At 72.2% G+C, this 21283-nt stretch carries 19 protein-coding genes and 1 pseudogene; 9 read left to right on the plus strand and 11 right to left on the minus strand.

From position 1 onward, the window contains the following. Window positions 1-72: 72 nt before the first annotated feature. The 6 genes and pseudogenes from IE286_RS06570 to mce all read right to left on the minus strand — a co-directional run. Window positions 73-1096: pseudogene (locus IE286_RS06570) on the minus strand (ABC transporter ATP-binding protein); the annotation flags it as partial. Window positions 1097-1234: 138 nt separating this feature from the next. Continuing rightward, entirely contained in the window at window positions 1235-2005 is a 771-nt protein-coding gene (locus tag IE286_RS06575) for an ABC transporter permease (protein ID WP_189795653.1), read from the minus strand. Between the two features lie 3 nt (window positions 2006-2008). Then, the gene (locus IE286_RS06580) at window positions 2009-3004 is read right to left on the minus strand and encodes an ABC transporter ATP-binding protein (protein ID WP_189795654.1); all 996 of its coding nucleotides are present in this window, start codon (window positions 3002-3004) and stop codon (window positions 2009-2011) included. Between the two features lie 107 nt (window positions 3005-3111). Then, window positions 3112-4047 (minus strand): coiled-coil domain-containing protein, encoded by a 936-nt coding sequence (locus IE286_RS06585; protein ID WP_189795655.1) that lies wholly within the window; start codon window positions 4045-4047, stop codon window positions 3112-3114. Between the two features lie 261 nt (window positions 4048-4308). After that, entirely contained in the window at window positions 4309-8289 is a 3981-nt protein-coding gene (scy, locus tag IE286_RS06590; RefSeq protein WP_189795656.1) for a polarized growth protein Scy, read from the minus strand. Between the two features lie 209 nt (window positions 8290-8498). Further along, on the minus strand, window positions 8499-8939 hold the full coding sequence (gene mce / locus IE286_RS06595) for a methylmalonyl-CoA epimerase (protein WP_189795657.1): 441 nt from the start codon (window positions 8937-8939) through the stop codon (window positions 8499-8501). A 148-nt stretch (window positions 8940-9087) separates the two neighbouring features. On the opposite strand from mce, the gene IE286_RS06600 reads away from it, so the two are divergent. Both IE286_RS06600 and meaB read left to right on the plus strand, forming a co-directional pair. Further along, window positions 9088-10296, plus strand: a complete 1209-nt coding sequence (locus IE286_RS06600) for an acetyl-CoA C-acetyltransferase (RefSeq protein ID WP_189795658.1) — start codon at window positions 9088-9090, stop codon at window positions 10294-10296. A 102-nt stretch (window positions 10297-10398) separates the two neighbouring features. Then, on the plus strand, window positions 10399-11355 hold the full coding sequence (gene meaB / locus IE286_RS06605) for a methylmalonyl Co-A mutase-associated GTPase MeaB (RefSeq protein WP_189795659.1): 957 nt from the start codon (window positions 10399-10401) through the stop codon (window positions 11353-11355). Between the two features lie 215 nt (window positions 11356-11570). Here meaB and IE286_RS06610 read toward each other — a convergent pair whose 3' ends face one another. The 4 genes from IE286_RS06610 to IE286_RS06625 all read right to left on the minus strand — a co-directional run bounded on the left by IE286_RS06610 (window position 11571) and on the right by IE286_RS06625 (window position 14210). After that, the gene (locus tag IE286_RS06610) at window positions 11571-12047 is read right to left on the minus strand and encodes a MarR family winged helix-turn-helix transcriptional regulator (RefSeq protein WP_189795660.1); all 477 of its coding nucleotides are present in this window, start codon (window positions 12045-12047) and stop codon (window positions 11571-11573) included. A gap of 93 nt (window positions 12048-12140) precedes the next feature. Continuing rightward, complete coding sequence (locus IE286_RS06615) at window positions 12141-12923, minus strand: AIM24 family protein (protein ID WP_189795661.1); 783 nt, start codon at window positions 12921-12923, stop codon at window positions 12141-12143. Beyond that, on the minus strand, window positions 12920-13570 hold the full coding sequence (locus IE286_RS06620) for an AIM24 family protein (protein WP_189795662.1): 651 nt from the start codon (window positions 13568-13570) through the stop codon (window positions 12920-12922). Before IE286_RS06620 ends, IE286_RS06615 begins: the two co-directional genes overlap by 4 nt. A gap of 1 nt (window position 13571) precedes the next feature. Then, window positions 13572-14210, minus strand: coding sequence for an AIM24 family protein (locus tag IE286_RS06625; protein WP_189795663.1), 639 nt, complete (start codon window positions 14208-14210; stop codon window positions 13572-13574). A gap of 199 nt (window positions 14211-14409) precedes the next feature. Between IE286_RS06625 and IE286_RS06630 the strand changes: the two genes are divergently transcribed. The 5 genes from IE286_RS06630 (at window position 14410) to icmA (ending at window position 17883) form a co-directional block, all read left to right on the plus strand. Next, window positions 14410-14754 (plus strand): DUF3817 domain-containing protein, encoded by a 345-nt coding sequence (locus IE286_RS06630; RefSeq protein ID WP_189795664.1) that lies wholly within the window; start codon window positions 14410-14412, stop codon window positions 14752-14754. Continuing rightward, window positions 14751-15047: an MTH1187 family thiamine-binding protein gene (locus tag IE286_RS06635; RefSeq protein ID WP_189795665.1), complete on the plus strand. Its 297-nt coding sequence runs from the start codon at window positions 14751-14753 to the stop codon at window positions 15045-15047. The genes IE286_RS06630 and IE286_RS06635 overlap by 4 nt, the downstream gene beginning before the upstream one ends. 124 nt (window positions 15048-15171) lie before the next feature. Continuing rightward, window positions 15172-15681, plus strand: a complete 510-nt coding sequence (locus IE286_RS06640) for a MarR family winged helix-turn-helix transcriptional regulator (RefSeq protein ID WP_189795666.1) — start codon at window positions 15172-15174, stop codon at window positions 15679-15681. Window positions 15682-15767: 86 nt separating this feature from the next. Then, entirely contained in the window at window positions 15768-16106 is a 339-nt protein-coding gene (locus IE286_RS06645; protein ID WP_189795667.1) for a DUF3817 domain-containing protein, read from the plus strand. Window positions 16107-16182: 76 nt separating this feature from the next. After that, window positions 16183-17883 carry a coenzyme B12-dependent isobutyryl-CoA mutase large subunit gene (gene icmA / locus IE286_RS06650; protein WP_189795668.1) on the plus strand — a complete coding sequence of 567 codons (1701 nt, stop codon included), beginning with the start codon at window positions 16183-16185 and terminating at the stop codon, window positions 17881-17883. Window positions 17884-17951: 68 nt separating this feature from the next. Here the strand turns inward: icmA and IE286_RS06655 are convergent, their stop codons facing one another. Then, on the minus strand, window positions 17952-18638 hold the full coding sequence (locus tag IE286_RS06655) for a TetR/AcrR family transcriptional regulator (RefSeq protein ID WP_189795669.1): 687 nt from the start codon (window positions 18636-18638) through the stop codon (window positions 17952-17954). A 324-nt stretch (window positions 18639-18962) separates the two neighbouring features. On the opposite strand from IE286_RS06655, the gene IE286_RS06660 reads away from it, so the two are divergent. Next, window positions 18963-19931, plus strand: a complete 969-nt coding sequence (locus IE286_RS06660; RefSeq protein WP_189795670.1) for a tetratricopeptide repeat protein — start codon at window positions 18963-18965, stop codon at window positions 19929-19931. Between the two features lie 641 nt (window positions 19932-20572). Then, window positions 20573-21226, plus strand: coding sequence for a DUF6230 family protein (locus IE286_RS06665; protein WP_189795671.1), 654 nt, complete (start codon window positions 20573-20575; stop codon window positions 21224-21226). Window positions 21227-21283 lie beyond the last annotated feature (57 nt).

The raw sequence follows: 21283 nt of genomic DNA on the forward strand, positions 1-21283 counted from the left end.
ACGTGGTCGGGGCAGGAAAGGGGCGGGCGGTGCCGTCCTGCGGACCGGGCGCGGCGCCGGCCGTCGCGGGATCCTGCGACGGTGGCGGGACGAACCAGCCGGGCTGTCCCTGGCCGGGGACGGGCAGCGGCGGCTCGGCGCCGGGCGGCAGCGGCTCCGTCAGCCCGGCCTTCGGGTCGGCGGTCGAGCGGTAGTCGACCGCGCTCTGCGTCAGCCGGATGTACGCCTCCTCCAGCGAGGCCTGGTGCGGCGACAGCTCCCACAGCCGCACGCCGGCCCCGTGGGCGAGATCGCTGATGCGCGGCAGCGGCAGCCCGGTCACCCGCAGCGCCCCGTCCGGCTCGGGCAGCACCTGCCCGCCGGCCTCGGTCAGCGCCGCGGTCAGCCTCTCGCGCTGCTCCGGCTCGGAGCCGGGGGTGCGCACCCGGGCGAAACCGGCGGAGTTCGCGGCGATGAAGTTCCGCACGCTCATGTCGGCGAGCAGCCGCCCGCGTCCGATGACGATGAGGTGATCGGCGGTCTGCGCCATCTCGCTCATGAGATGACTGGAGACGAACACGGTGCGCCCCTCGGCGGCCAGTTCCTTCATCAGGTTGCGCACCCAGTAGATGCCCTCGGGGTCCAGGCCGTTGACCGGCTCGTCGAACAGCAGCACCTGCGGGTCGCCGAGCAGGGCCGCGGCGATGCCGAGCCGCTGCCCCATGCCCAGGGAGAAGTCCTTGGTGCGCTTGCCGGCCACGTCCCGCAGACCGACCACGTCCAGCACCTCGTCCACCCGGCGGGCCGGGATGCCCGACAGCTGGGCCAGGGACAGCAGATGGTCGCGTGCGGTGCGGCCGCCGTGCACGGCCCGGGCGTCGAGCAGGGCGCCCACCTGGCGGGCCGCGTTGGGCAGCTTCCGGTAGGGCAGCCCCCCGATGGTCACGGTGCCGGAGGTGGGGTTGTCCAGGCCGAGGATCATCCGCATGGTCGTGGACTTGCCGGAGCCGTTGGGACCTAGGAAGCCGGTCACGGCCCCGGGCCGCACCGTGAAGGTGAGGTCGTCCACCGCGGTTCTGTCGCCGTAGCGCTTGGTCAGCCCGACTGCCTCGATCATGCTCCGGTCCCATCGGAAGGTGCTCGTCCCGACGTTCAGGACAGCGGGGCGCCGCACCGCCCTCACAAGTCCTAGGACAATATCGGGGCGTGTGCGGTTCTGGCCAAGACGACCGGTCCCGCCGCCGGGCGGGGACCGTCAGGCGTCGCGCCGGCGCAGGACGGCGTAGCCGCCCGCGAGGGCCGCCACCACCCACAGCACCATGATCCCCAGGCCGCCCCACGGCCCGTACGGTGTGTCGTCCGCGGCCCGGGGGACGACCTCCATGATCCGGCTGCCGGCCTGGTCGGGCAGGAACCGGCCCACCTTCTTCGTGGCCGAGACGTTGCCGAGGATGTTGGAGATCAGGAAGAAGAAGGGCATCAGGATGCCCAGCGACAGCAGCGGCGAGCGCAGCATCGTGGCGATGCCCATGGAGAACACGGCGATCAGCGTCATGTACAGGCCGCCGCCGACGACCGCCCGCAGCACCCCTGGCTCGCCCAGCGACGTCCCCAGCGGGCCGAGCATCGCCTGCCCGAGGAAGAAGGCGGCGAAGCTCGTGGCCATGCCCACCACCAGGGCGAGGGCGGTGGCGACGGCGATCTTGCTCGCCAGGAACACCCCCCGGCGCGGGACCGCGGCCAGCGAGGTGCGGATCATGCCGGTGCTGTACTCGGAGGACACCACCAGCACCCCGAACACGATCATCGCCAGCTGCCCCAGCGTCATGCCCGCGAAGGCGACCAGGGTCGGGTCGAAGGACAGCCGGGCACGCGGGTCCATGGAGCCGGACTCGCGCCGCGACAACGCGGAGATCAGCATGCCCAGGGCGAGGGTGACGACCACTGCCAGGGACAGCGTCCATGCCGTGGACGCCACCGACCGGATCTTGGTCCACTCGGACCGGGCGACCCGCATCACCGTCATCGCTCAGCCCTCCGCGCTCGTCCGCGCCACGGCCTGTTTCCCGGCCCCGAAGGCCGCCGCCGCACCTTCGGCACCCCACGGTGGTGCGGGCGGTGCGCCCTGCGCGTGGTACTCCACCGACCCGGCCGTCAGCCGCATGAACGCCTCCTCCAGGGAGGACCGGCGCACGCTCAGCTCGTGCAGCACGATCCGGTGCTCGGCGGCCAGCTCCCCGATGCGCTCCGCCGCGTCGCCCTCGATCTCCAGCACCCCGTCCTCGGCGTCCTGCGCGGTGATGCCGGCCCCGTGCAGCGCGTCCAGCAGCCGCTCCCGGTCGGGGGTGCGGATACGGACCCGGGCGTGGGCGTTGTCCGCCACGAAGTCCGCCATCGAGGTGTCCGCGAGCAGCCTGCCCTGCCCGATGACGATCAGATGGTCCGCGGTCAGCGCCATCTCGCTCATCAGGTGACTGGAGACGAACACGGTGCGTCCCTCGGCGGCCAGCGACTTCATGAGACTGCGGATCCAGTGGATGCCCTCGGGGTCCAGGCCGTTGACCGGCTCGTCGAACATCAGGATCCGGGGATCGCCGAGCAGCGTCGCCGCGATGCCGAGCCGCTGGCTCATCCCGAGCGAGAACCCCTTGGCCTTCTTGCGGGCGACCGCCGTCAGCCCCACCGTCTCGAGCACCGTGTCCACCCGGTGGGCGGGGATGCCGTTGCTCTGCGCCAGCCACAGTAGATGGCTGCGGGCCGTGCGCCCGCCGTGCACGGCCTTCGCGTCCAGCAGGGCCCCGATGTACGTCAGCGGATCGGGCAGCTCGTGGTACTGCCGTCCGTCGATGCGCACGTCCCCCGCGGTGGGGTGGTCCAGGCCGAGAATCATCCGCATGGTCGTGGACTTGCCGGCGCCGTTCGGTCCGAGGAATCCCGTGACCACACCAGGCCGCACGGTGAACGTCAGGTCGTCCACCGCCACCTTCTCGCCGTAGCGCTTGGTCAGCCCCGAGAGCTCGATCATGCGGCCACGCTAGACGCGGACGAAGCCCCTCGCCACCGGAAGGCGGCGAAGGGCTTCGCGCGGTACGGTCTCTGCGTGAGCGGGTGCTACTCCCTCACCCCGTCACGTCACCTGGACTGCTGGGCCGGAACCCCGCGGGAGGTGGACTCCTTCTCGGACGGCGAGCTGGAGGCGGCCACCGCCGCACCGGTGAGCGTGGCCAGCATCTCGCGGACGTTGGTCAGCTGGGCGTTGATGGAGTCGCGGCGGTTGGTCAGGGCCGCCAGCTCGCGCTCGGACTCCGAACGGATGCGGTCCGCCTTGGCGTTGGCGTCGGCCACGATGTCCTCGGCCTGCCGCTGCGCGGTCTCGACGGTCTGGCGGGCCCGGCGCTCGGCGTCGGTGCGCAGCTTCTCCGCCTCCAGGCGCAGCTGCTCCGCCCGGTGCTCGATCTCGGCCAGCCGCTTCTCCGCCTTGGCCTGGCGGGCGGCCAGGTCGCGCTCGGACTGCTCGCGGCGCTTGGCGAGGTTGGTCTCGAAGTCGGCGGCGGCCTGCGCGGCCTTGGCGCGGGTCTCCTCGAAGAGGGCGTCCGCCTCCTCACGCTTGGACTGCGCGTCCTTCTGGGCCTCGGCACGCAGCTGGGCGGCGTCCGACTTCGCCTTCTCGACGATCCGCACGCCCTCTTCCTCGGCCTTCGCCTTGCGCTCGGCGGCGTACGCCTCGGCGTCGTTGCGGACCTGCTGGGCCGACGCCTCGGCGAGCTCGCGCTGCTGCTCGGCGGCGCGCCGGGCCTCCTCACGCAGCTCCTTGGCCTCTTCCTCGGCCAGGCGCAGGATCTTCTCGACCCGGGCACCGAGACCCGCGTAGGACGGTTCGGCGTCGGCGACCTGGGCCTGGGCGTTCTGCGTTTCGAGGTGGAGTTCCTCGATGCGCTTCTCCAGAGCGGTGATGCGGGCGAGAGCACTGTCGCGGTCGGAGACGAGCTTGGCGATGCGTTCGTCCACCTGCGCGCGGTCGTACCCACGCCGCACAAGCTCGAAGCCGTAGGGGGAAGTGTCGCTCATGGGGTTCCTGTCGAATGAGACCGGTGAGGTGATAGGTCGAATCCTAGGGGCCGAAGCGGTGTGTCATCGAGCGGATACATGTTTGATCTGGAGAATGACACCTCTTTTGAGTGGCTGACCGCCGGAGGCCTTGCCTGAGCCCTGTCCGTGAGGTCTTGTCTGCCGCCTCCCGGGCGGACGACGCGATGCCACGAACACGGCCTGGGAGCAGGCCGAACCTCCGGACGCGCCCCCGCCGGAGCCCGGAACTCCCCTTATACGCTACCGCTCTGACGGCTTGCCACCCGCCCTGGGGGCACCCACCGTCGCGCCCGCCTTCACACCGCCGTCCTTGCCGGCCGAGGGCGCCTCGAAGGACTCCAGCGCCTCCAGGACGTCCTGCACCCTAGAGATCTCGGCGTTGATGTCCTCGCGGCGGCGCATCAGGATCTCCAGCTCGCGCCGGCCCTCCTCCACGGTGCGCCGGGCCTCGCGGACCGCCTCGGCCTTCAGCTTCTCGGCCTCCGTGATCAGCTTGGCCTTCTTCTGCTCGGCCTCCTTCAGCAGGCCCTCGGCCTTCTTCACCGCGGCGATACGGACCTTGCCCGCCTCGGAGTTGGCCTCCGAGACGATCTCCTTCGCCTTGGCCTCCGCCTTGGCCAGCTGCTCCTCGGCCGCCTTGATCAGCGCGTCGCAGCGGTCGCCGGTCGACTTCATCGTCTCGGCGGCCTCGCGGCGGGCCCGCTCGTGCAGCTCCTCGATCTCCGTGGTGATGCGCTCGCGCAGCTCCTCGGCGCGCTCGCGGATCTGGGTGGCGTCCCGGCGGGCACCGACCAGCAGCTCGTCGGCGTCGGTGCGGGCCTTCTCCACCAGGGTGTTGCCCTTGACGGTCGCCTCCTTGACGATCCGCTCGGCCTCCTGGCGGGCCGCACCCACCATGGTGTCGGCCTGCGCCTCGGCGTCCGCCGTGGTCTTCACCGCGGTCGCCTGCGCCTCGGCGAGCAGCTTGTCGGCCTCGGCGGTGGTCTCCGTGATCAGCTTGTCGACCTGCTCGGCCGCCTCCGACCGCCGCTTGTTGGCGTCCTCGCGCGCCTCGTCCAGGGTGCGCTCGGCCTCCTTGCGGGCCTTGGCCAGCGTGCGTTCGGCCTCGGCCTCCGCCTCCGCCTTGAGCCGGTCGGAGTCGGTGCGGATCCGCTCGGCACGCTCCTGCACCGAGCGGAGCAGCTCGGCCGCCTCGGCACGCAGCCGCTCGGCCTCCCCGGTGGCGTCCGAGACGAGCCTGTCCGCCTCGGCGGCCGCCTCGGTGCGGACCCGTTCGGCCTCCTCGGCCGCCTCGGTGCGCAGGCGCTCGGCCTCCTCGGCCGCCTCGGTGCGGACCTGCTCGGCCTCGGTGTTCGCCTCGGTGCGGACCCGTTCGGCCTCCTCGGCCGCCTCGGTGCGCAGGCGCTCGGCCTCCTCGGCCGTCCGCGTCTGCAGTCGCTCGGCTTCCGAGCGCGCCTCGGAGATGAGGGTGTCCGCCTGGGTGGCCGCGTCCGAGCGGATGCGGTTGGCGTCCCCGCGGGCGTCCGCCCGGGTGCGCGCGGCGTCCTGCTCGGCCTGGGCGATGGTGTCGGAGGCCTCGGTGCGCACCCGCTGGGCGTGCTCGGCGGCGTCCTTGCGGATCCGCTCGGCCTCCTCGGCCGCCTCCGTCACCGTGCGCTCGGCCAGCTCGCGGGCCTCCTCGGCCTCCTCCTGCGCCTCGCGGCGCATCCGGGCGGCGTCCTCGCCGGCCCGCTCCCGCTCGGCGTAGGCGTCGGCGCGGACCCGGTCGGCCTCCTCCTGGGCCTCCCGCTGGGTGCGCTCCGCCGCGTGCTCGGCCGCCGACCGCAGCCCGGCGATCTCCTCCTGGGCCTGCTCCTGCAGCCCGGCCACGGAGTCCCGTACCTGCTGGGCGTGCTGCTCGGCCGCGGCGACCGTCTCGCCGGCCCGCCGGTCGGCCTCCTCCACCAGCCGGGTGGCCTCGGCCTGCGCCTCCTCCACCCGGGTGCGGGCGGCGGCCAGCAGCTCCTCGCTCTGCTCCCGGGCCCGTTCGCGCTCCTGGTCCGACTCCTCGCGGGCGGCGGCGAGCAGCTCCTCGGCGGCGCGGCGGCGCCGGGCCGCCTCCTCCTGGGCGGCGGCCAGTGTCTCCGACGCCTCCGCGCCCAGCCGCTCGGCGGCGGCCTGCGCCTCCGCGCGCACCTTGTCGGCGGTCTCCTGGGCCTCGGTCTTCAGCTGCTCGGCCTCGGCGGCCGCCTCCGACCGCAGCCGCACGGCCACGGCCTCGCCCTCCGCGCGGGAGGCGGAGGCGTCCGCGGCGGCCTGGGTGCGCAGCCGGTCGGCCTCCTCCTCGGCCTGCTGCTGCAGGGTGCGGATCCGCTCGGCGGACTCGGTGCGCTGCCGGTCGGCCTCCTCGGCGGCCTCGCGGCGGATCCGGTCGGCCTCCGCACGGGCGTCGGCCAGCGCCTGCTCGGCCGAGGCCAGGCGCTCCTCGGCCTCGGTGTGCAGCCGGGTCAGCTCCTCGGCGGCCTCCGCCTGCCGGGCCGCCAGCGCCTGCTCGGTCTCCTCGCGCAGCTCGCGGGCGGCGCGCTCGGCGTCCGCCTTGACGGCCTCGGCCCGCTCCTCGGCCTCGGCGCACTGCCGCTCGGCCTCCTTGCGGGTGCGCTCCAGGGTCTCCTCGGCCTGCCGGCGCAGCGTGGTGGCGCGCTCGATGGCCTCGGTGCGGACCTTCTCGCTGTCCGCGGTGGCGGTCCGGCGCAGCTCGTCGGCGTCCGCCTTGGCCTTGGCCAGCAGCTCCTCGGCGGTCTTGGCCGCCTCCTCGATCTGCGCCACGGCCTCGCGCCGGGCCTCGGCGCGGATCTTCTCACCCTCGGTGACCGCCTCGGCGCGCAGCTGCTCCGCCTCGCCGCGCAGCCGGCGGGCCTCCTCCTGCAGCTCGACGGTCTTGGCGCGGTACTCCTCGGTGTCGTCCTTGGCCGCGCCCTTGAGCTGCTCGGCGATCTCGTGCGCCTCGGCGCGCAGCCGGTCCGCCTCGGCCTCCGCCTCGCTGCGGATGCGCTCGGCCTCCTCGGCGGCCTCCTTCGTGGTGCGCCGCGCCTCCTCGGAGGCCTTGTTCAGGACGTCCTCGGCCTGCTTCGCCGCCTTCGACAGCTGGGTGGCGGCCTCCTCCGCGCTGACCGTACGGGCCTTCTCCGCGGCCTCGGCGACGATCTTCTCCGCCTCCGCGCGGGCGTCCGCGACCAGCTGCTCGGCCTCGGCGCGGGTGCTCTCGGCCTCCTTGGTGGCCTCCTCCACCAGCCGGGCGACCTGCTCCTTGGCGACCCGGGTGCGCTGCTCGTTGGCCGACTCGGCGCTCGCCAGCGCCTTCGCCGCGGCCTCCTTGGCCTCGGCGACCGTCTTCTCCGCCTCGGCCTGCGCCTTGCGCAGCGCCTCCTCGGCCTCGGCCATCCGCTGCTCGGCGGCCCGGCTCAGCTCGGCGGCCTGCCGGCGGGCGGCCTCGGACTCGCCGAGCGCGGCGCTGCGCAGCTGCTCGGCGTGGTCGGTGGCCTCCTGGGCCTGGGCGGAGGCGGCGTCCAGCATCCGCTGGGCGTCGGCACGGGCCCGGCGCAGCAGCTGGTCCGCCTCGGCGCGGGCCGCCTCGGCCTCGTTCCGCAGCCGCTGCCGGGCCTCGGCGGTCAGCCGCTCGGCCTCCGCGCGGGCGGCGGCCATCGCCTGCTCGGCCTGCGCCCGGGACTCCTCCAGCAGCCGGCGGGCCTGCTGCTCGGTGCGGGCGCGCAGCTGCTCGGCCCACGCCACGTTCTCGTTGACGTGGGACTCCACGGTGCGCCGGCGCTCGGCCAGCTCCTGGTCCAGCTGCTGGCGGCGGGTGACCGCCTCCTGGTGCAGCTCCGCCTGCAGCCGTGCGGCCTGCTCGGCGTGCTCCTGCAGGATCCGCTGGGTCTGTGCCCGCGCCTCGCTCAGTTCGCGCTCGGCGTCCGCGCGGATCTGGTCGGCCTGCATCTGCGCGTTGCGCAGCAGCTGCTCGGCCTGGTAGCCGATGTCGGCGCTGTCGTAGGCGGGCCGGAGCATGAGAGCACGCCGCGCCTCGTGCAGCTTGGCGCGCAGCACCTCGACCTGGTAGCCGAGGTCCTCGGCGTGCTGGATCGCCTTCTCCCGCTCGGTCTTCAGCCGTTCCATCTCGGCCTCGAACCGAGTCAGGTGGTCGACGTCAGCCGCCGGCTCTCGCTCCTGGCGTTCGTAGCCCCGCACTGCGCGGTCCCATCCGTCCCCTGGTCGCAAGCTTGTGAAACGAGCTCCGTCCATCCGCCGAACGGGGCCCCCGGGGAATGGTGTCAGATCCGCGGCGGAGCATGAGCTGTTGCCCCACCGCCCGTCCCCCGAAACCCGGACCCCGGCAAGCGGCCGCCCTCGGTGCGAGAACGACCGCCCCCAACCCTACCGGCCCTTATGTATGTCGGTCAGTGCTCGTCCGGCTCAACTCGCGCCGACGTGACCAGTTCTGTGAGGACGCCATGGCAGTCCTTGGGGTGCAGGAAGGTGATCCGGGACCCCATGGTGCCGCGCCGCGGCTCGTCGTAGAGCACGCGCACGCCCTTGTCGCGGATCTCGGCGGCGTCGCCGTCGACGTCCGGGGTGCCGAAGGCGATGTGGTGGACGCCCTCCCCGTGCTTGGCGAGCCATGTGCCGACCGCCGAGTCCTCCCGGGTGGGTTCCAGCAGCTGGAGGTAGGAGGAGCCGCCGTCCGACGTATCGTTGATCTTGAGCATGGCCTCGCGTACGCCCTGCTCCTCGTTGACCTCGGTGTGGAACACCTCGAATCCGTAGGTGGTCCGGTAGAACTCGACGGTGGCGTCGAGGTCGTGGCAGGCGATCCCGATGTGGTCGATTCGCGTCAGCATGGTTTCAGTGGAGCGCCCCGCGGATGGTTACGCAACGTGCGCGCGATCACACTGAAAGGCCGATGACGGGTGCGGTACCGCTCAGTACATTCGAAGTAAACCCTCGTTCACTCCTCGGGCCGAGCAGGCCGGTAAGGGGACGCAGCTCATGCCTTCTGGAACCTCGGGAACGAACAGCTCGGTCATCGTCGCGGGCGCCCGTACGCCCATGGGGCGGCTGCTGGGCTCGCTGAGGTCTTTCTCCGGCGCCGACCTCGGCGGCATCGCCATCAAGGCCGCCCTCGACCGCGCCGGGATCGGCGCCGACCAGGTGCAGTACGTGATCATGGGGCAGGTGCTGCAGGCGGGCGCCGGCCAGATCCCCGCCCGGCAGGCCGCGGTCAAGGCCGGCATCCCGATGAGCGTCCCGGCGCTCACGGTCAACAAGGTGTGCCTGTCCGGCCTGGACGCGATCGCCCTCGCCGACCAGCTGATCCGCGCGGGTGAATTCGACATCGTCGTCGCCGGCGGCCAGGAGTCCATGACCAACGCCCCGCACCTGCTGCCGAAGTCCCGTGAGGGCTTCAAGTACGGCGCGGTGCAGATGCTCGACGCGATGGCCCACGACGGGCTGACCGACTCCTTCGAGGGCATCGCCATGGGCGAGTCCACGGAAAAGTACAACGGCCGCCTGGGCATCACGCGCACCGAGCAGGACGAGTTCGCCGCGCTGTCCCACCAGCGGGCCGCCGCGGCGCAGAAGAACGGCCTGTTCGACGCCGAGATCACCCCGGTGGAGATCCCGCAGCGCAAGGGCGACCCGGTGCTGTTCAGCAAGGACGAGGGTGTCCGCGCCGACACGACCGTCGAGACGCTGGCCAAGCTGCGCCCGGCCTTCGCCAAGGACGGCACGATCACCGCCGGGACCTCCTCGCAGATCTCCGACGGCGCCGCGGCCGTGGTGGTGATGAGCAAGGCCAAGGCCGAGGAGCTGGGCCTGGAGTGGATCGCCGAGATCGGCGCCCACGGCAATGTGGCCGGCCCGGACAACTCGCTGCACTCGCAGCCGTCCAACGCGATCCGGCACGCCCTGAAGAAGGAGGGCCTTGAGGTTTCCGGCCTGGACCTCATCGAGATCAACGAGGCGTTCGCGGCCGTCGCCGTGCAGTCCATGAAGGACCTCGGGGTATCCACCGAAAAGGTGAATGTGAACGGTGGCGCGATTGCGCTGGGTCACCCGATCGGGATGTCCGGCGCCCGTCTGGTGCTGCACCTGGCGCTGGAGCTGAAGCGGCGCGGCGGCGGCGTCGGCGCGGCGGCGCTGTGCGGCGGCGGCGGCCAGGGCGACGCGCTGATCCTGCGGGTGCCCCGGGCGTGAGGGAGCCTGTCTGCCGGCCCGGCCGGGCCGGCTGAAGCGCCGTTGGGGGCCCGGCGGCCCCGTACGGCGGACGAAGACGACGCAGACGTGAACGGAGCTGTGATGCAGGACGTCTCCTCACTGGTGGCCCAGGCCAGGGAAGGCCGACCGCGGGCCGTGGCCCGGCTGATCTCCCTGGTGGAGGGGGCGTCGCCGCAGCTCAGGGAGGTCATGGCGGCGCTCGCGCCGCTGACCGGCAACGCCTACGTCGTCGGCCTGACCGGCGCGCCCGGCGTCGGCAAGTCCACGTCGACCTCCGCGCTGGTCACGGCCTACCGCAAGCAGGGCAAGCGGGTCGGAGTGCTCGCCGTCGACCCGTCCTCGCCCTTCTCCGGCGGTGCGCTGCTCGGGGACCGGGTGCGGATGTCGGAGCACGCCTCGGACCCCGGGGTGTACATCCGCTCCATGGCCACCCGGGGCCATCTGGGCGGCCTGGCCTGGGCGGCCCCGCAGGCCATCCGGGTCCTGGACGCGGCCGGCTGCGACGTGATCCTGGTCGAGACGGTGGGCGTGGGCCAGTCGGAGGTGGAGATCGCCTCCCAGGCGGACACGAGCGTGGTCCTCCTGGCCCCGGGCATGGGCGACGGCATCCAGGCGGCCAAGGCGGGCATCCTGGAGATCGGCGACGTGTACGTGGTCAACAAGGCCGACCGGGACGGTGCCGACGCCACCGCCCGCGAGCTGAACCACATGCTGGGCCTGGGCGAGGCCCGCGCTCCCGGCGACTGGCGGCCGCCCATCGTCAAGACGGTCGCCGCCCGCGGGGAGGGCGTGGACGAGGTCGTGCAGGCCCTGGAGAAGCACCGGGCGTGGATGGAGGAGCGCGGGGTGCTCGCCGAGCGCCGGCTGGCCCGTGCGGCCCGCGAGGTGGAGACGATCGCGGTGACCGCGCTGCGCGAGCGCATCGGCGATCTGCACGGCGACCGCCGCCTCAGCGCCCTGGCGGCGCGGATCGTGGCGGGCGAGCTGGACCCGTACCGCGCGGCCGACGAACTGGTGACGGGCCTGACCGAGAGCTGACGGCGTCCACGACGCGACGAAGGGCCTTCCGCATCCGGAGGAGGGCGGCCTCCACCGGATGCGGAAGGCCCCCGTTCTCGTGACCGGTGAGGGCCGGCCGCCCGGCCGGGCGGCGCGGGCCGCGTCCGGCCCACCGGGGCGCGTCGGGGCGGCCCGCCGGCCACCGGGGCCGCGCGACGCGCCGGGACGGCTGCCCCCTCCCGGCGCCCGGCCGCTCAGGGGCGTCCGCGCTGGGCGCGCAGGTGCTCCGCGATCGGCTTGAGCGCCTTGTCGAGCTGGGCCAGCTGCTCGGGCTCCAGCAGGTCGATGAAGTGCCGGCGCACGGAGGCGACGTGGTGCGGAGCGACCTTCCGCATGGTCTCCATGCCGTGCTCGGTGAGGACCGCGTACAGGCCCCGGCGGTCGGACTCGCAGTTCTCACGGCGCACCAGGTTCGCGTTCTCCATGCGCGTGATCTGGTGCGAGAGGCGGCTCTTGGACTGCAGCGTGGCGGCCGCGAGGTCGCTCATCCGCATCCGCACGTCCTCCGACTCCGACAGATGCACGAGGATCTCGTAGTCGTTCAACGTCAGGCCGAACGGTTGCAGGTCCCTCTCCAGCTGGTACGTCAACAGCCTGTTGACGTCCAGATGGGTACGCCAGGCGCATTGCTCCGCATCGGTCAGCCAGCGCGTGGCCGTCTCGGTCTCCATGGATGAAGTCTACCTAATGGTTGAATTCCGGACGAGCAAGGATCGTGTGGCGGCGCGCAGGCGTTCGAGCCGTCACGGTGTGCAGACTACCGCTCACAGCCCGAAGCGGCGCTGGAGATCTCCGAGCTGTCCGGGAAGTCGCGGTACGCCGCCCTGCGGGCCACGGTCCCCGGACGTCGCCGCGGGACCGGGTACCCCCGGCTCGTCCGGCGCCGCGCCCGTCGGCTGCTCGGGCATCAGCGCCTCGCTGGACTGCAGCAGCACCGTTCCGGCGCCCACGAACTCGAACTGGTGCTCCTCCCCGGAGGGCCCGCCGATACCCGTCAGCGCGCGCACACCGCCCAGCACCCCGGTCAGATACCCGTGGTCGTAGTGGTGGCACGGGGAGGGGCAGTCGGCCCAGCCGACGAGCGCCTGGGGGTCCACCCGGAGCGGGAGTTCCATGAACACCACCGGTCCGTTCGACGCGGCGACGAACGTCCCGGTGCCGATCAGGGTCACGAAACCCGGCACGATCGACTGTTTGAGGGACAGGCTCGGCTGGAAGGCGAGCAGGTTCCCGGAGCGTATGGTCAGGTTGCCGTCGTCGAGGTCGTAGGAGTTGACGTCGAAGGCGCGGTCGGCGAGCAGCATCTTGCCCGAGCCCTCCGCGACCACCCAGTCGGCCGCGTGCAGGGGCGAATGGAACGAGGTCCGCACCAGCCGGTCCAGCCGCCCGTGCCCCACCCCGTCGAACGCGATCGACCCGTAGTAGGCGATCATCTTCCCCTTCTGCAGGAACCACCGCGTCCCCGACAGCTCCACGCAGAAGGTGTACGGGTCGACGTTGTCGTCGGCCGGCAGCGTCACCGGGTCGTACACCACGGGTCCGTTCACAGCTTCTCCTCCGACGCCTGGACCAACACCACGCCCGTGCCGCTCAGTTCGAGCTGGAACGCCTCACCCGAACCGCGGCCCACCAGCTCCCGCCAGCCCACGGCCGTCGACAGCCGGTTGCGCACGTCGCCGTGGTGGGCGACGTAGGCCTGCGGATCCACATGGACCGGCCGCTGCGGACGGACCGGCACCTCGAAGACACCCCCGTGCGCCATCACGGCCACGGTTCCGTGCCCCGTCAGAGTGGTCGTGAACAGCCCCTGACCGGTGGCCTGTCCCCGCACCAGGCCCCTCACCCCGCCCTGCGCGCCCAGGAACACCGTGCCCTGCTCCAGCGTGTCCTCGAAGGCGAGCAGCCGGTCCGCCTCCACGTACAGCGTGTCGCCCGTGAGCCGGACGACGTGCACGTGATGCCCGCCGTGCCCGAAGTACACGGTGCCGCTGCCCTCGACGGTCATCAGCGGTGCCGCCTCCCCGGCGATCCGCCGCCCGAGCACGGACATCACCCCGCCTGGGCCCGACGTGAGGTTCGGGGTGAACGACACCTCGCCCCGGTAGGCCAGCATCGCCCCGCGCCGGCTGAACAGCCGCCGCCCCGGCACCACCGTGGCCTCGATCATCTTGGCGTTGATCTCCCGGAAGGCCATGTCACACGTCCCCCGCCACCGTGGTCCGCTCGCTCGGCTGCACATACACCAGGCCGTCCCCCTCGAACCGGATCTGCACGGCCTCCCCGCCGCCCTCGCCGATCAGGGTGCGGAAGGTCGCCCCGGACTGGAAGGACTGCCGGAGGCTGCCCTGGTGCGCCACGTACGCCCCCGGATCCACGACCAGCGGCGCGTGCGGAGCCACCCGGAGCACCACCGCCGGCCCGTCGGACAGGATCGCCGCCTGCCCGTGCCCCCGCACGGTCGTGGTGAACAGGCCGTTGCCCTGCGAGGCCCCCCGCAGCCCGGTGAACGTGGTCCCGGTCCGCAGCCCCGCATCGGCCGCCAGCAGGCTGTCCGCCTCCACGTACAGCGTGTCCCCGGTCAGCCGCACCAGATTGATCTCGCTCGCCCGGTCGGCGAACCAGCAGGTCCCCTCCCCGCGCACCTCCATCACGGTCATCTGCTCCCCGGTGAGCCGCCGCGTCACCACGCCCCGCAGCCCCTCACCGCCCCCGGTCAGCCTCTTGAAGGTCATCCGCCCGTCGTACGCGACCATCGAGCCGTTTCTCGCCGTCACGGCGTCCCCGGTCAGGTCGACGGCGAGCACCTTGCCGCTGTGCAGTCGGAACGTCGCCACGCAGCGACGGTAGCCGCGCTCGCCCGCGGCCGACAGGGCCTGTGGACGGAGACGAACCCGGACCCGACCCTGAGACGCGGCGTGCCGCGGGCGCGCGCCGTGCGGACGACCCTGGGGGAGGGGCACTGCGACCGGTTTGCCACAATGGACCGACCCTTTGTGCCCGCGTTCACAAACTCCTCTCCACCGAAGGTGACCCGTGGACATCAAAACCGCCACCGCCCTGCGACGCCTGCGCCTGGTCTCCGGGCCCGAGGCCGTGTCCTTCCTTCTGCTGCTGGTCTGCTCGGTCCTGAAGCGGACCACGGACTTCAACGCGGTGCCCGTGATGGGCTCCGTCCACGGCATCCTGTTCGTCCTGTACGTGCTCTTCTGGGCCGACGCCTGGAACCGCGCCAAGTGGCCGCTGAAGACCGCGGCGCTCTACTTCGTCCTCTCGGTGCTGCCCACCGGTGGCTTCTTCGCCGAGCGCCGGCTCAAGCGGGCCGCCGAGGACGCGGTGATCGCCGCCCGCGCCCGTCGCGAAGGGATCGTGAACGCATGATCGTCGCCTTCTCCGTCACCCCGCTCGGCGTCGGCGAGGACGTCGGCGCCCACGTGGCCGAGGCCGTCCGCGTGGTCCGCGAGTCGGGGCTGCCCAACCGCACCGACGCGATGTTCACCTCCATCGAGGGGGAGTGGGACGAGGTCATGGACGTGGTCAAGCGCGCCGTGGCCGCGGTGGAGGCCCGCGCCCCGCGTGTGTCGGTGGTCCTCAAGGCGGACATCCGTCCCGGCGTGACCGACGGCCTGACGCGCAAGGTGGAGACCGTCGAACGGCACCTGGCCGAGCAGTAGGACGCCCGGCGGCCGCGCAACGCGGGTGCACCCCGCGCCGCCGGCCGCCGGTCACCGCCGCCGCGTACCGGTCCGCGAGACGGGGCTGACCACCATATGACCGCCGGGGGTAGGGTTCTGTGACGTGCCCAAGCCCCTCAGTCTTCCCTTCGACCCCATCGCCCGCGCCGACGAACTCTGGAAGCAGCGCTGGGGGAACGTCCCGTCCATGGCGGCGATCACGTCGATCATGCGCGCCCACCAGATCCTGCTGGCCGAGGTCGACGCGGTGGTCAAGCCGTACGGACTGACGTTCGCGCGCTACGAGGCGCTGGTGCTGCTCACCTTCTCCAAGGCCGGCGAACTGCCGATGTCCAAGATCGGTGAACGGCTCATGGTGCACCCCACCTCCGTGACCAACACCGTCGACCGCCTGGTCAAGTCCGGTCTGGTGGCCAAGCGTCCCAACCCCAACGACGGCCGCGGCACCCTCGCGGTCATCACGGACAAGGGCCGCGAGGTGGTCGAGGCGGCCACCCGCGACCTGATGGCGATGGACTTCGGCCTCGGCGTCTACGACGCCGAGGAGTGCGCGGAGATCTTCGCGATGCTGCGCCCGCTGCGCGTGGCGGCCCGCGACTTCGAGGAGGACTGAACCGCCCGGATCCCCGGGCCGCGCGCAGCCGCGCGGCAGGGCGACCCCGCCCAAGATCTACCGGAACGTGCGGTTACGCTCGACCCATGAAACGAAGCGTGCTGACCCGCTACCGCGTCATGGCCTACGTCACCGGCGTCCTGCTGGTGCTCCTGTGTCTGAGCATGATCGCCAAGTACGGGCTGGACATCGCCGGGGCCGCGGACTTCACCCGTGTCGTCGCCATCGCGCACGGCTGGCTGTACGTGATCTATCTGATCTTCGCCTTCGACCTGGGCTCCAAGGCGAAGATGCCGGTCGGCCGCCAGCTGTGGGTGCTGCTCGCGGGCACCATCCCCACGGCCGCCTTCTTCGTCGAGCGGAAGGTCAGCCGCGAGCTGGAAGCCAAGGTCGCCGACCCGGCCCCCACCGCCGTCAAGGCGTAACGTCCACCGCCGCACACCGCACCCGTGCGGCGGTCAGCCATCGACATTTACTAGGACGTCCTAGTAAATTCGGAGCATGGACGCTGACGCCATAGAAGAAGGCCGCCGTCGCTGGCAGGCCCGGTACGACGCGGCGCGCAAGCGCGACGCGGACTTCACCACGCTCTCCGGCGATCCCGTGGAGCCGGTCTACGGTCCCCGCCCCGGGGACACCTACGAGGGCTTCGAGCGGATCGGCTGGCCCGGCGAGTTCCCGTTCACCCGCGGCCTGTACCCGACCGGCTACCGAGGGCGTACGTGGACCATCCGGCAGTTCGCCGGGTTCGGCAACGCCGAGCAGACCAACGAGCGCTACAAGATGATCCTCGCCGCGGGCGGCGGCGGGCTCTCGGTCGCGTTCGACATGCCCACCCTCATGGGCCGCGACTCCGACGACCCGCGCTCGCTCGGCGAGGTCGGCCACTGCGGCGTGGCGATCGACTCCGCGGCCGACATGGAGGTGCTGTTCCAGGACATCCCGCTGGGCGACGTCACCACCTCGATGACGATCAGCGGCCCGGCCGTCCCCGTCTTCTGCATGTACCTGGTCGCCGCCGAACGCCAGGGCGTGGACACCTCCGTCCTCAACGGCACGCTGCAGACGGACATCTTCAAGGAGTACATCGCGCAGAAGGAGTGGCTCTTCCCGCCCGAGCCCCATCTGCGCCTCATCGGCGACCTGATGGAGTACACCAGCGCGCGCATCCCCGCGTACAAGCCGCTGTCCGTCTCCGGCTACCACATCCGCGAAGCCGGCGCGACGGCCGCGCAGGAGCTGGCGTACACCCTCGCCGACGGCTTCGGCTACGTCGAACTGGGCCTGAGCCGCGGCCTGGACGTGGACGTGTTCGCGCCCGGCCTGTCCTTCTTCTTCGACGCGCACGTCGACTTCTTCGAGGAGATCGCCAAGTTCCGCGCGGCGCGCCGGATCTGGGCCCGCTGGATGCGCGACGTCTACGGCGCGAAGACCGACCGGGCCCAGTGGCTGCGCTTCCACACCCAGACCGCCGGGGTGTCGCTGACCGCGCAGCAGCCGTACAACAACGTCGTCCGCACCGCCGTGGAGGCCCTCGCGGCCGTGCTCGGCGGCACCAACTCGCTGCACACCAACGCCCTGGACGAGACCCTGGCGCTGCCCAGCGAGCAGGCCGCCGAGATCGCGCTGCGCACCCAGCAGGTGCTGATGGAGGAGACCGGCGTCGCCAACGTCGCCGACCCGCTGGGCGGTTCCTGGTACGTCGAGCAGCTCACGGACCGGATCGAGGCGGACGCCGAGAAGATCTTCGACCAGATCAAGGAACGCGGCCGGCGCGCCCACCCCGACGGGCAGCACCCCATCGGGCCGATGACCTCCGGCATCCTCAAGGGCATCGAGGACGGCTGGTTCACCGGCGAGATCGCCGAGGCGGCGTTCCGCTATCAGCAGGCCCTTGAGAAGGGCGAGAAGAAGGTCGTCGGCGTCAATGTGCACACCGGGTCGGTCACCGGGGACCTGGAGATCCTGCGGGTGAGCCACGAGGTGGAGCGCGAGCAGGTGCGGCTGCTGGCGAAGCGGCGGGCGGCACGCGACGACGCCGCGGTGCGCTCGGCGCTGGACGCCATGCTGGCCGCGGCCCGGGACGGCGCCAACATGATCGAGCCGATGCTGGACGCCGTGCGGGCCGAGGCCACGCTGGGCGAGATCTGCCAGGCCCTGCGCGACGAGTGGGGCGTGTACACCGAGCCCGCCGGGTTCTGAGCGCCCCAGGACAGCCGCGGCGGCGGGCGGACCCGGCTCCGGGACCGCCCGCCGCCGTCGCGCCCGACTCAGCCGTCCCGGCCCCGGGCGTCCTTCCCGTCCGGCCCGCGCTCCCCGGCGGCTCCGGCGAACCCGGTGCGGGCCGCTTCGCCCAGCCCCAGCAACAGCAGCTGGGTGAACCTGCGCACCCACTCCTCGTCCGCGGGCTCCGCGCTGACCAGGGTGCGGTGCACCACCGCCCCCGCCACCACGTCGAAGATGAGGTCGGCGGTGCGGGCGGCCGCAGCGGCGTCGTCCTCGCCGGGCAGCTCGCCGCGTGCCTGGGCACGCTCCCGGCCCCGCACGACCAGTCGCTTCTGCCGGTCCACGATCGACATGCGGATACGTTCCCGCAACGCTGCGTCACGGGTCGACTCCGCAACGACTGCCATCAGCCCGCTGCGGGCCTCCGGGCGGGCCAGGATCGCCGCGAACTGCAGTACCACGCCCTCGATGTCGGCGGCCAGGCTGCCGCGGTCCGGCAGGCGCAGCTCGTCGAAGAGTTCGGCGACCGCGTCCACGACGAGTTCGTTCTTGCCCGCCCAGCGCCGGTACAGCGTCGTCTTGGCGACCCCCGCGCGGGTGGCCACGTCCTGCAGGGTGAGTTTCGACCAGCCCAGCTCCACCAGCGCCGCGCGCGTGGCGGCCAGGATGGCCGCGTCCGCGGCGGCGCTGCGTGGGCGGCCGGCGCGGGCGTGCGAGGTCCGGCTCTGCATCCCACGACCATAACCGGCGCGGAACCGGGCGGTTCCGTGTGGTGGTGAGGGAGATCACCGGGGGTCGGTTTCGCGGCGGCACTCGGTGCCATTACGCTACGAGCCGTAGCGAAAGCGCGGGTTCCGATCCGCGCCCGAGCGACAACCACACAGCACACGCACGCACCACCATCCTGACCGGCACGGGACGACGGCCACGTACCGGCACGACGGCACCGTGCACCGGCCGGCGGGCCCGGTGGGGACCGGGCACGCCGGCCGGCCGGCGTGCCCGGCTCGACGGCCGTTTTCACTCGGAGAGGCGGAACGGGGGAGGATAGACGCATGCAGCCACGGAACATGTCCATGAGCGGCGTCGTCGACCTCGCCGCGGTGAAGGCGGCCCAGGAGGCCAAGGCCAAGGCGGAGCAGGCCCGCGCCCAGGCCGCCCGGGAGGGCAGGACGGGTGCCGTCTCCCCGGCCGACCTCGTCATCGACGTCAGCGAGGCCACCTTCGAACGCGACGTCCTGCAGCGCTCCGCCGAGGTGCCGGTCGTCATCGACTTCTGGGCCGAGTGGTGCCAGCCCTGCAAGCAGCTCGGCCCGGTCCTGGAGCGGCTGGCCGTCGAGTACAACGGCCGCTTCCTGCTCGCCAAGGTCGACGTCGACGCCAACCAGCTGCTGATGCAGCAGTTCGGCATCCAGGGAATCCCCGCGGTCTTCGCGGTGGTCGCCGGCCAGGCGCTGCCGCTGTTCCAGGGCGCGGCGCCCGAGGCGCAGATCCGCCAGACGCTGGACCAGCTGGTGCAGGTCGCCGAGCAGCGCTTCGGGCTGACCGGTCTGACCGTCGACGCGGAGGCCGAGCCGGGCGCGCGGGCGCAGCAGCAGCCAGTCGGTCCGTACGTTGCGGCGCTGAACGCGGCGGCGCAGGCCCTGGACTCCGGTGACCTGGGCGGCGCCATCCAGGCGTACAAGAACGTGCTGGCCGACGACCCGGCCAACCCCGAGGCCAAGCTGGGTCTGGCCCAGGCCGAACTGCTGCAGCGGGTCCGCGAGATGGACGTGCGGAAGGTGCGTCAGGAGGCCGCGGAGAAGCCGGGCGACGTGCAGGCGCAGATCGCCGCCGCCGACCTGGACCTGGCGGGCGGTCATGTGGAGGACGCCTTCGGGCGGCTCATCGAGACGGTCAAGCGGACGGCGGGCGAGGACCGGGACGCGGCCCGGCTGCGGCTGCTGGAGCTGTTCGAGGTCGTCGGGGCCGAGGACCCCCGGGTGACGGCGGCCCGGCGGGCACTGGCGCGGGCGCTGTTCTGAGCCGGGCGGACCCTGCGGTCCGCGGCCGGACGCCGGACGCCCGGGCATGTGATGCCCGAGTGAAAGAACTGCCGACACACCGTCACAGCGGCCGCGCTTTACCAAAACTTGGTAATCGCGGCCGCTGTTACTGCGAGTAAGACCAGGCCGGAAGGGTGCCCTGATCTGTCCGGGCATCGGTCGATATGCCGTGGCCTGCGTTACCACCGAGTGTCGCCGTCCGGGGCCGTTGCGTCGCCGCTCGGTTATCCGGTCGTTACTAGTGAGTAACGAACCCCCTTGTGCGTGCGGCGAGAATGCACCACGATCGGCCACGCTCGGTCCATCCCCGTCCCCCGACAGCCAATCGGGTCACGGGATGTCTGGGTCCCCACCGAGCAGAGCCGGCGGTGTCGGCTCTTGGACAGGGGGGTCTTCGCCGGCCGGTGAAGCCTGTCCAGCAAGGTTGTGCGTGATGCGTGTCAGGCGCGACCAGTGGTTGTCGCTCGGGGGTGATCGCCGGTGATTCGGGCGCGGTACGCGCCACCGAGCGCGGGCGCTCTCCTTCCCGAGGACGTAGCACTTCTCCCATCCCTGCCCGGCCCGAGCCGAACGGGGGCTGAGCCGGAGCCAGGAGATGTACGTCCGAGAAGGAGGAATTGATGGAGTCCCAGGTGCGTGGCGGGACCAGATGGAAGCGGTTCGCTGTGGTCATGGTGCCCAGCGTGGCCGCCACCGCGGCGATAGGCGTGGCCCTGGCGCAGGGTGCCCTGGCCGCGTCGTTCAGCGTGTCGGGCCAGTCGTTCAAGGTGACGGCCGAGAAGCTCGACGGCAAGGGCTTCGTTCAGTACGGCGCGATCGACACGGGCTACACCCTCTCCGGTGAGAAGGCCGAGCACCCGGTCGCGGTCTCGGCGTTCAACGAGGCGCAGATCCAGAACCTCTGCCAGTCCGTCGTCACTCCGGGCATCCCGCTGCTGGGGTCGGTCAGCCTGACCCTCACCGCGGGCGACAGCAGCGACCCGGGCAAGCAGGTCTCCGCCAAGAACCTGTACATCGACGTCGAGGACCTCGGCGCCGATGCCACGTTCAACAACATCGACATCGGCGTGGCCGCGAAGGACGCCCAGAAGGGTCCTGGCATCAACCAGGACGAGGTGTCCTCGAAGCGGACGAACCCGTACGGCTTCGCTCAGCAGGCCGAGTCGGCGACGCTGACCGATGTGAAGCAGACGGCGTGGGCCACCACGGCCGGCACCTTCAAGCTGCCGGGGCTGCACATGAAGCTGCAGACCGGCAAGCACGAGTGCTACTGAGCACCCGGTGACGGGCGGGGGAGCCGACGGCACCCCCGCCCGTTCGACACTCACCCG

The sequence above is a fragment of the Streptomyces thermodiastaticus genome, assembly GCF_014656135.1.
GTDB classification, from domain to species: Bacteria; Actinomycetota; Actinomycetes; order Streptomycetales; family Streptomycetaceae; genus Streptomyces; species Streptomyces thermodiastaticus.

Bases quoted from the DNA above. Each gene is read 5' to 3' on its own strand.
- IE286_RS06575 (WP_189795653.1), bottom strand. From the start codon at position 2,005: ATGACGGTGATGCGGGTCGCCCGGTCCGAGTGGACCAAGATCCGGTCG.
- IE286_RS06580 (WP_189795654.1), bottom strand. From the start codon at position 3,004: ATGATCGAGCTCTCGGGGCTGACCAAGCGCTACGGCGAGAAGGTGGCG.
- IE286_RS06585 (WP_189795655.1), bottom strand. From the start codon at position 4,047: ATGAGCGACACTTCCCCCTACGGCTTCGAGCTTGTGCGGCGTGGGTAC.
- mce (WP_189795657.1), bottom strand. From the start codon at position 8,939: ATGCTGACGCGAATCGACCACATCGGGATCGCCTGCCACGACCTCGAC.
- IE286_RS06600 (WP_189795658.1), top strand. From the start codon at position 9,088: ATGCCTTCTGGAACCTCGGGAACGAACAGCTCGGTCATCGTCGCGGGC.
- meaB (WP_189795659.1), top strand. From the start codon at position 10,399: ATGCAGGACGTCTCCTCACTGGTGGCCCAGGCCAGGGAAGGCCGACCG.
- IE286_RS06610 (WP_189795660.1), bottom strand. From the start codon at position 12,047: ATGGAGACCGAGACGGCCACGCGCTGGCTGACCGATGCGGAGCAATGC.
- IE286_RS06620 (WP_189795662.1), bottom strand. From the start codon at position 13,570: ATGGCCTTCCGGGAGATCAACGCCAAGATGATCGAGGCCACGGTGGTG.
- IE286_RS06635 (WP_189795665.1), top strand. From the start codon at position 14,751: ATGATCGTCGCCTTCTCCGTCACCCCGCTCGGCGTCGGCGAGGACGTC.
- IE286_RS06645 (WP_189795667.1), top strand. From the start codon at position 15,768: ATGAAACGAAGCGTGCTGACCCGCTACCGCGTCATGGCCTACGTCACC.
- icmA (WP_189795668.1), top strand. From the start codon at position 16,183: ATGGACGCTGACGCCATAGAAGAAGGCCGCCGTCGCTGGCAGGCCCGG.
- IE286_RS06655 (WP_189795669.1), bottom strand. From the start codon at position 18,638: ATGCAGAGCCGGACCTCGCACGCCCGCGCCGGCCGCCCACGCAGCGCC.
- IE286_RS06660 (WP_189795670.1), top strand. From the start codon at position 18,963: ATGCAGCCACGGAACATGTCCATGAGCGGCGTCGTCGACCTCGCCGCG.
- IE286_RS06665 (WP_189795671.1), top strand. From the start codon at position 20,573: ATGGAGTCCCAGGTGCGTGGCGGGACCAGATGGAAGCGGTTCGCTGTG.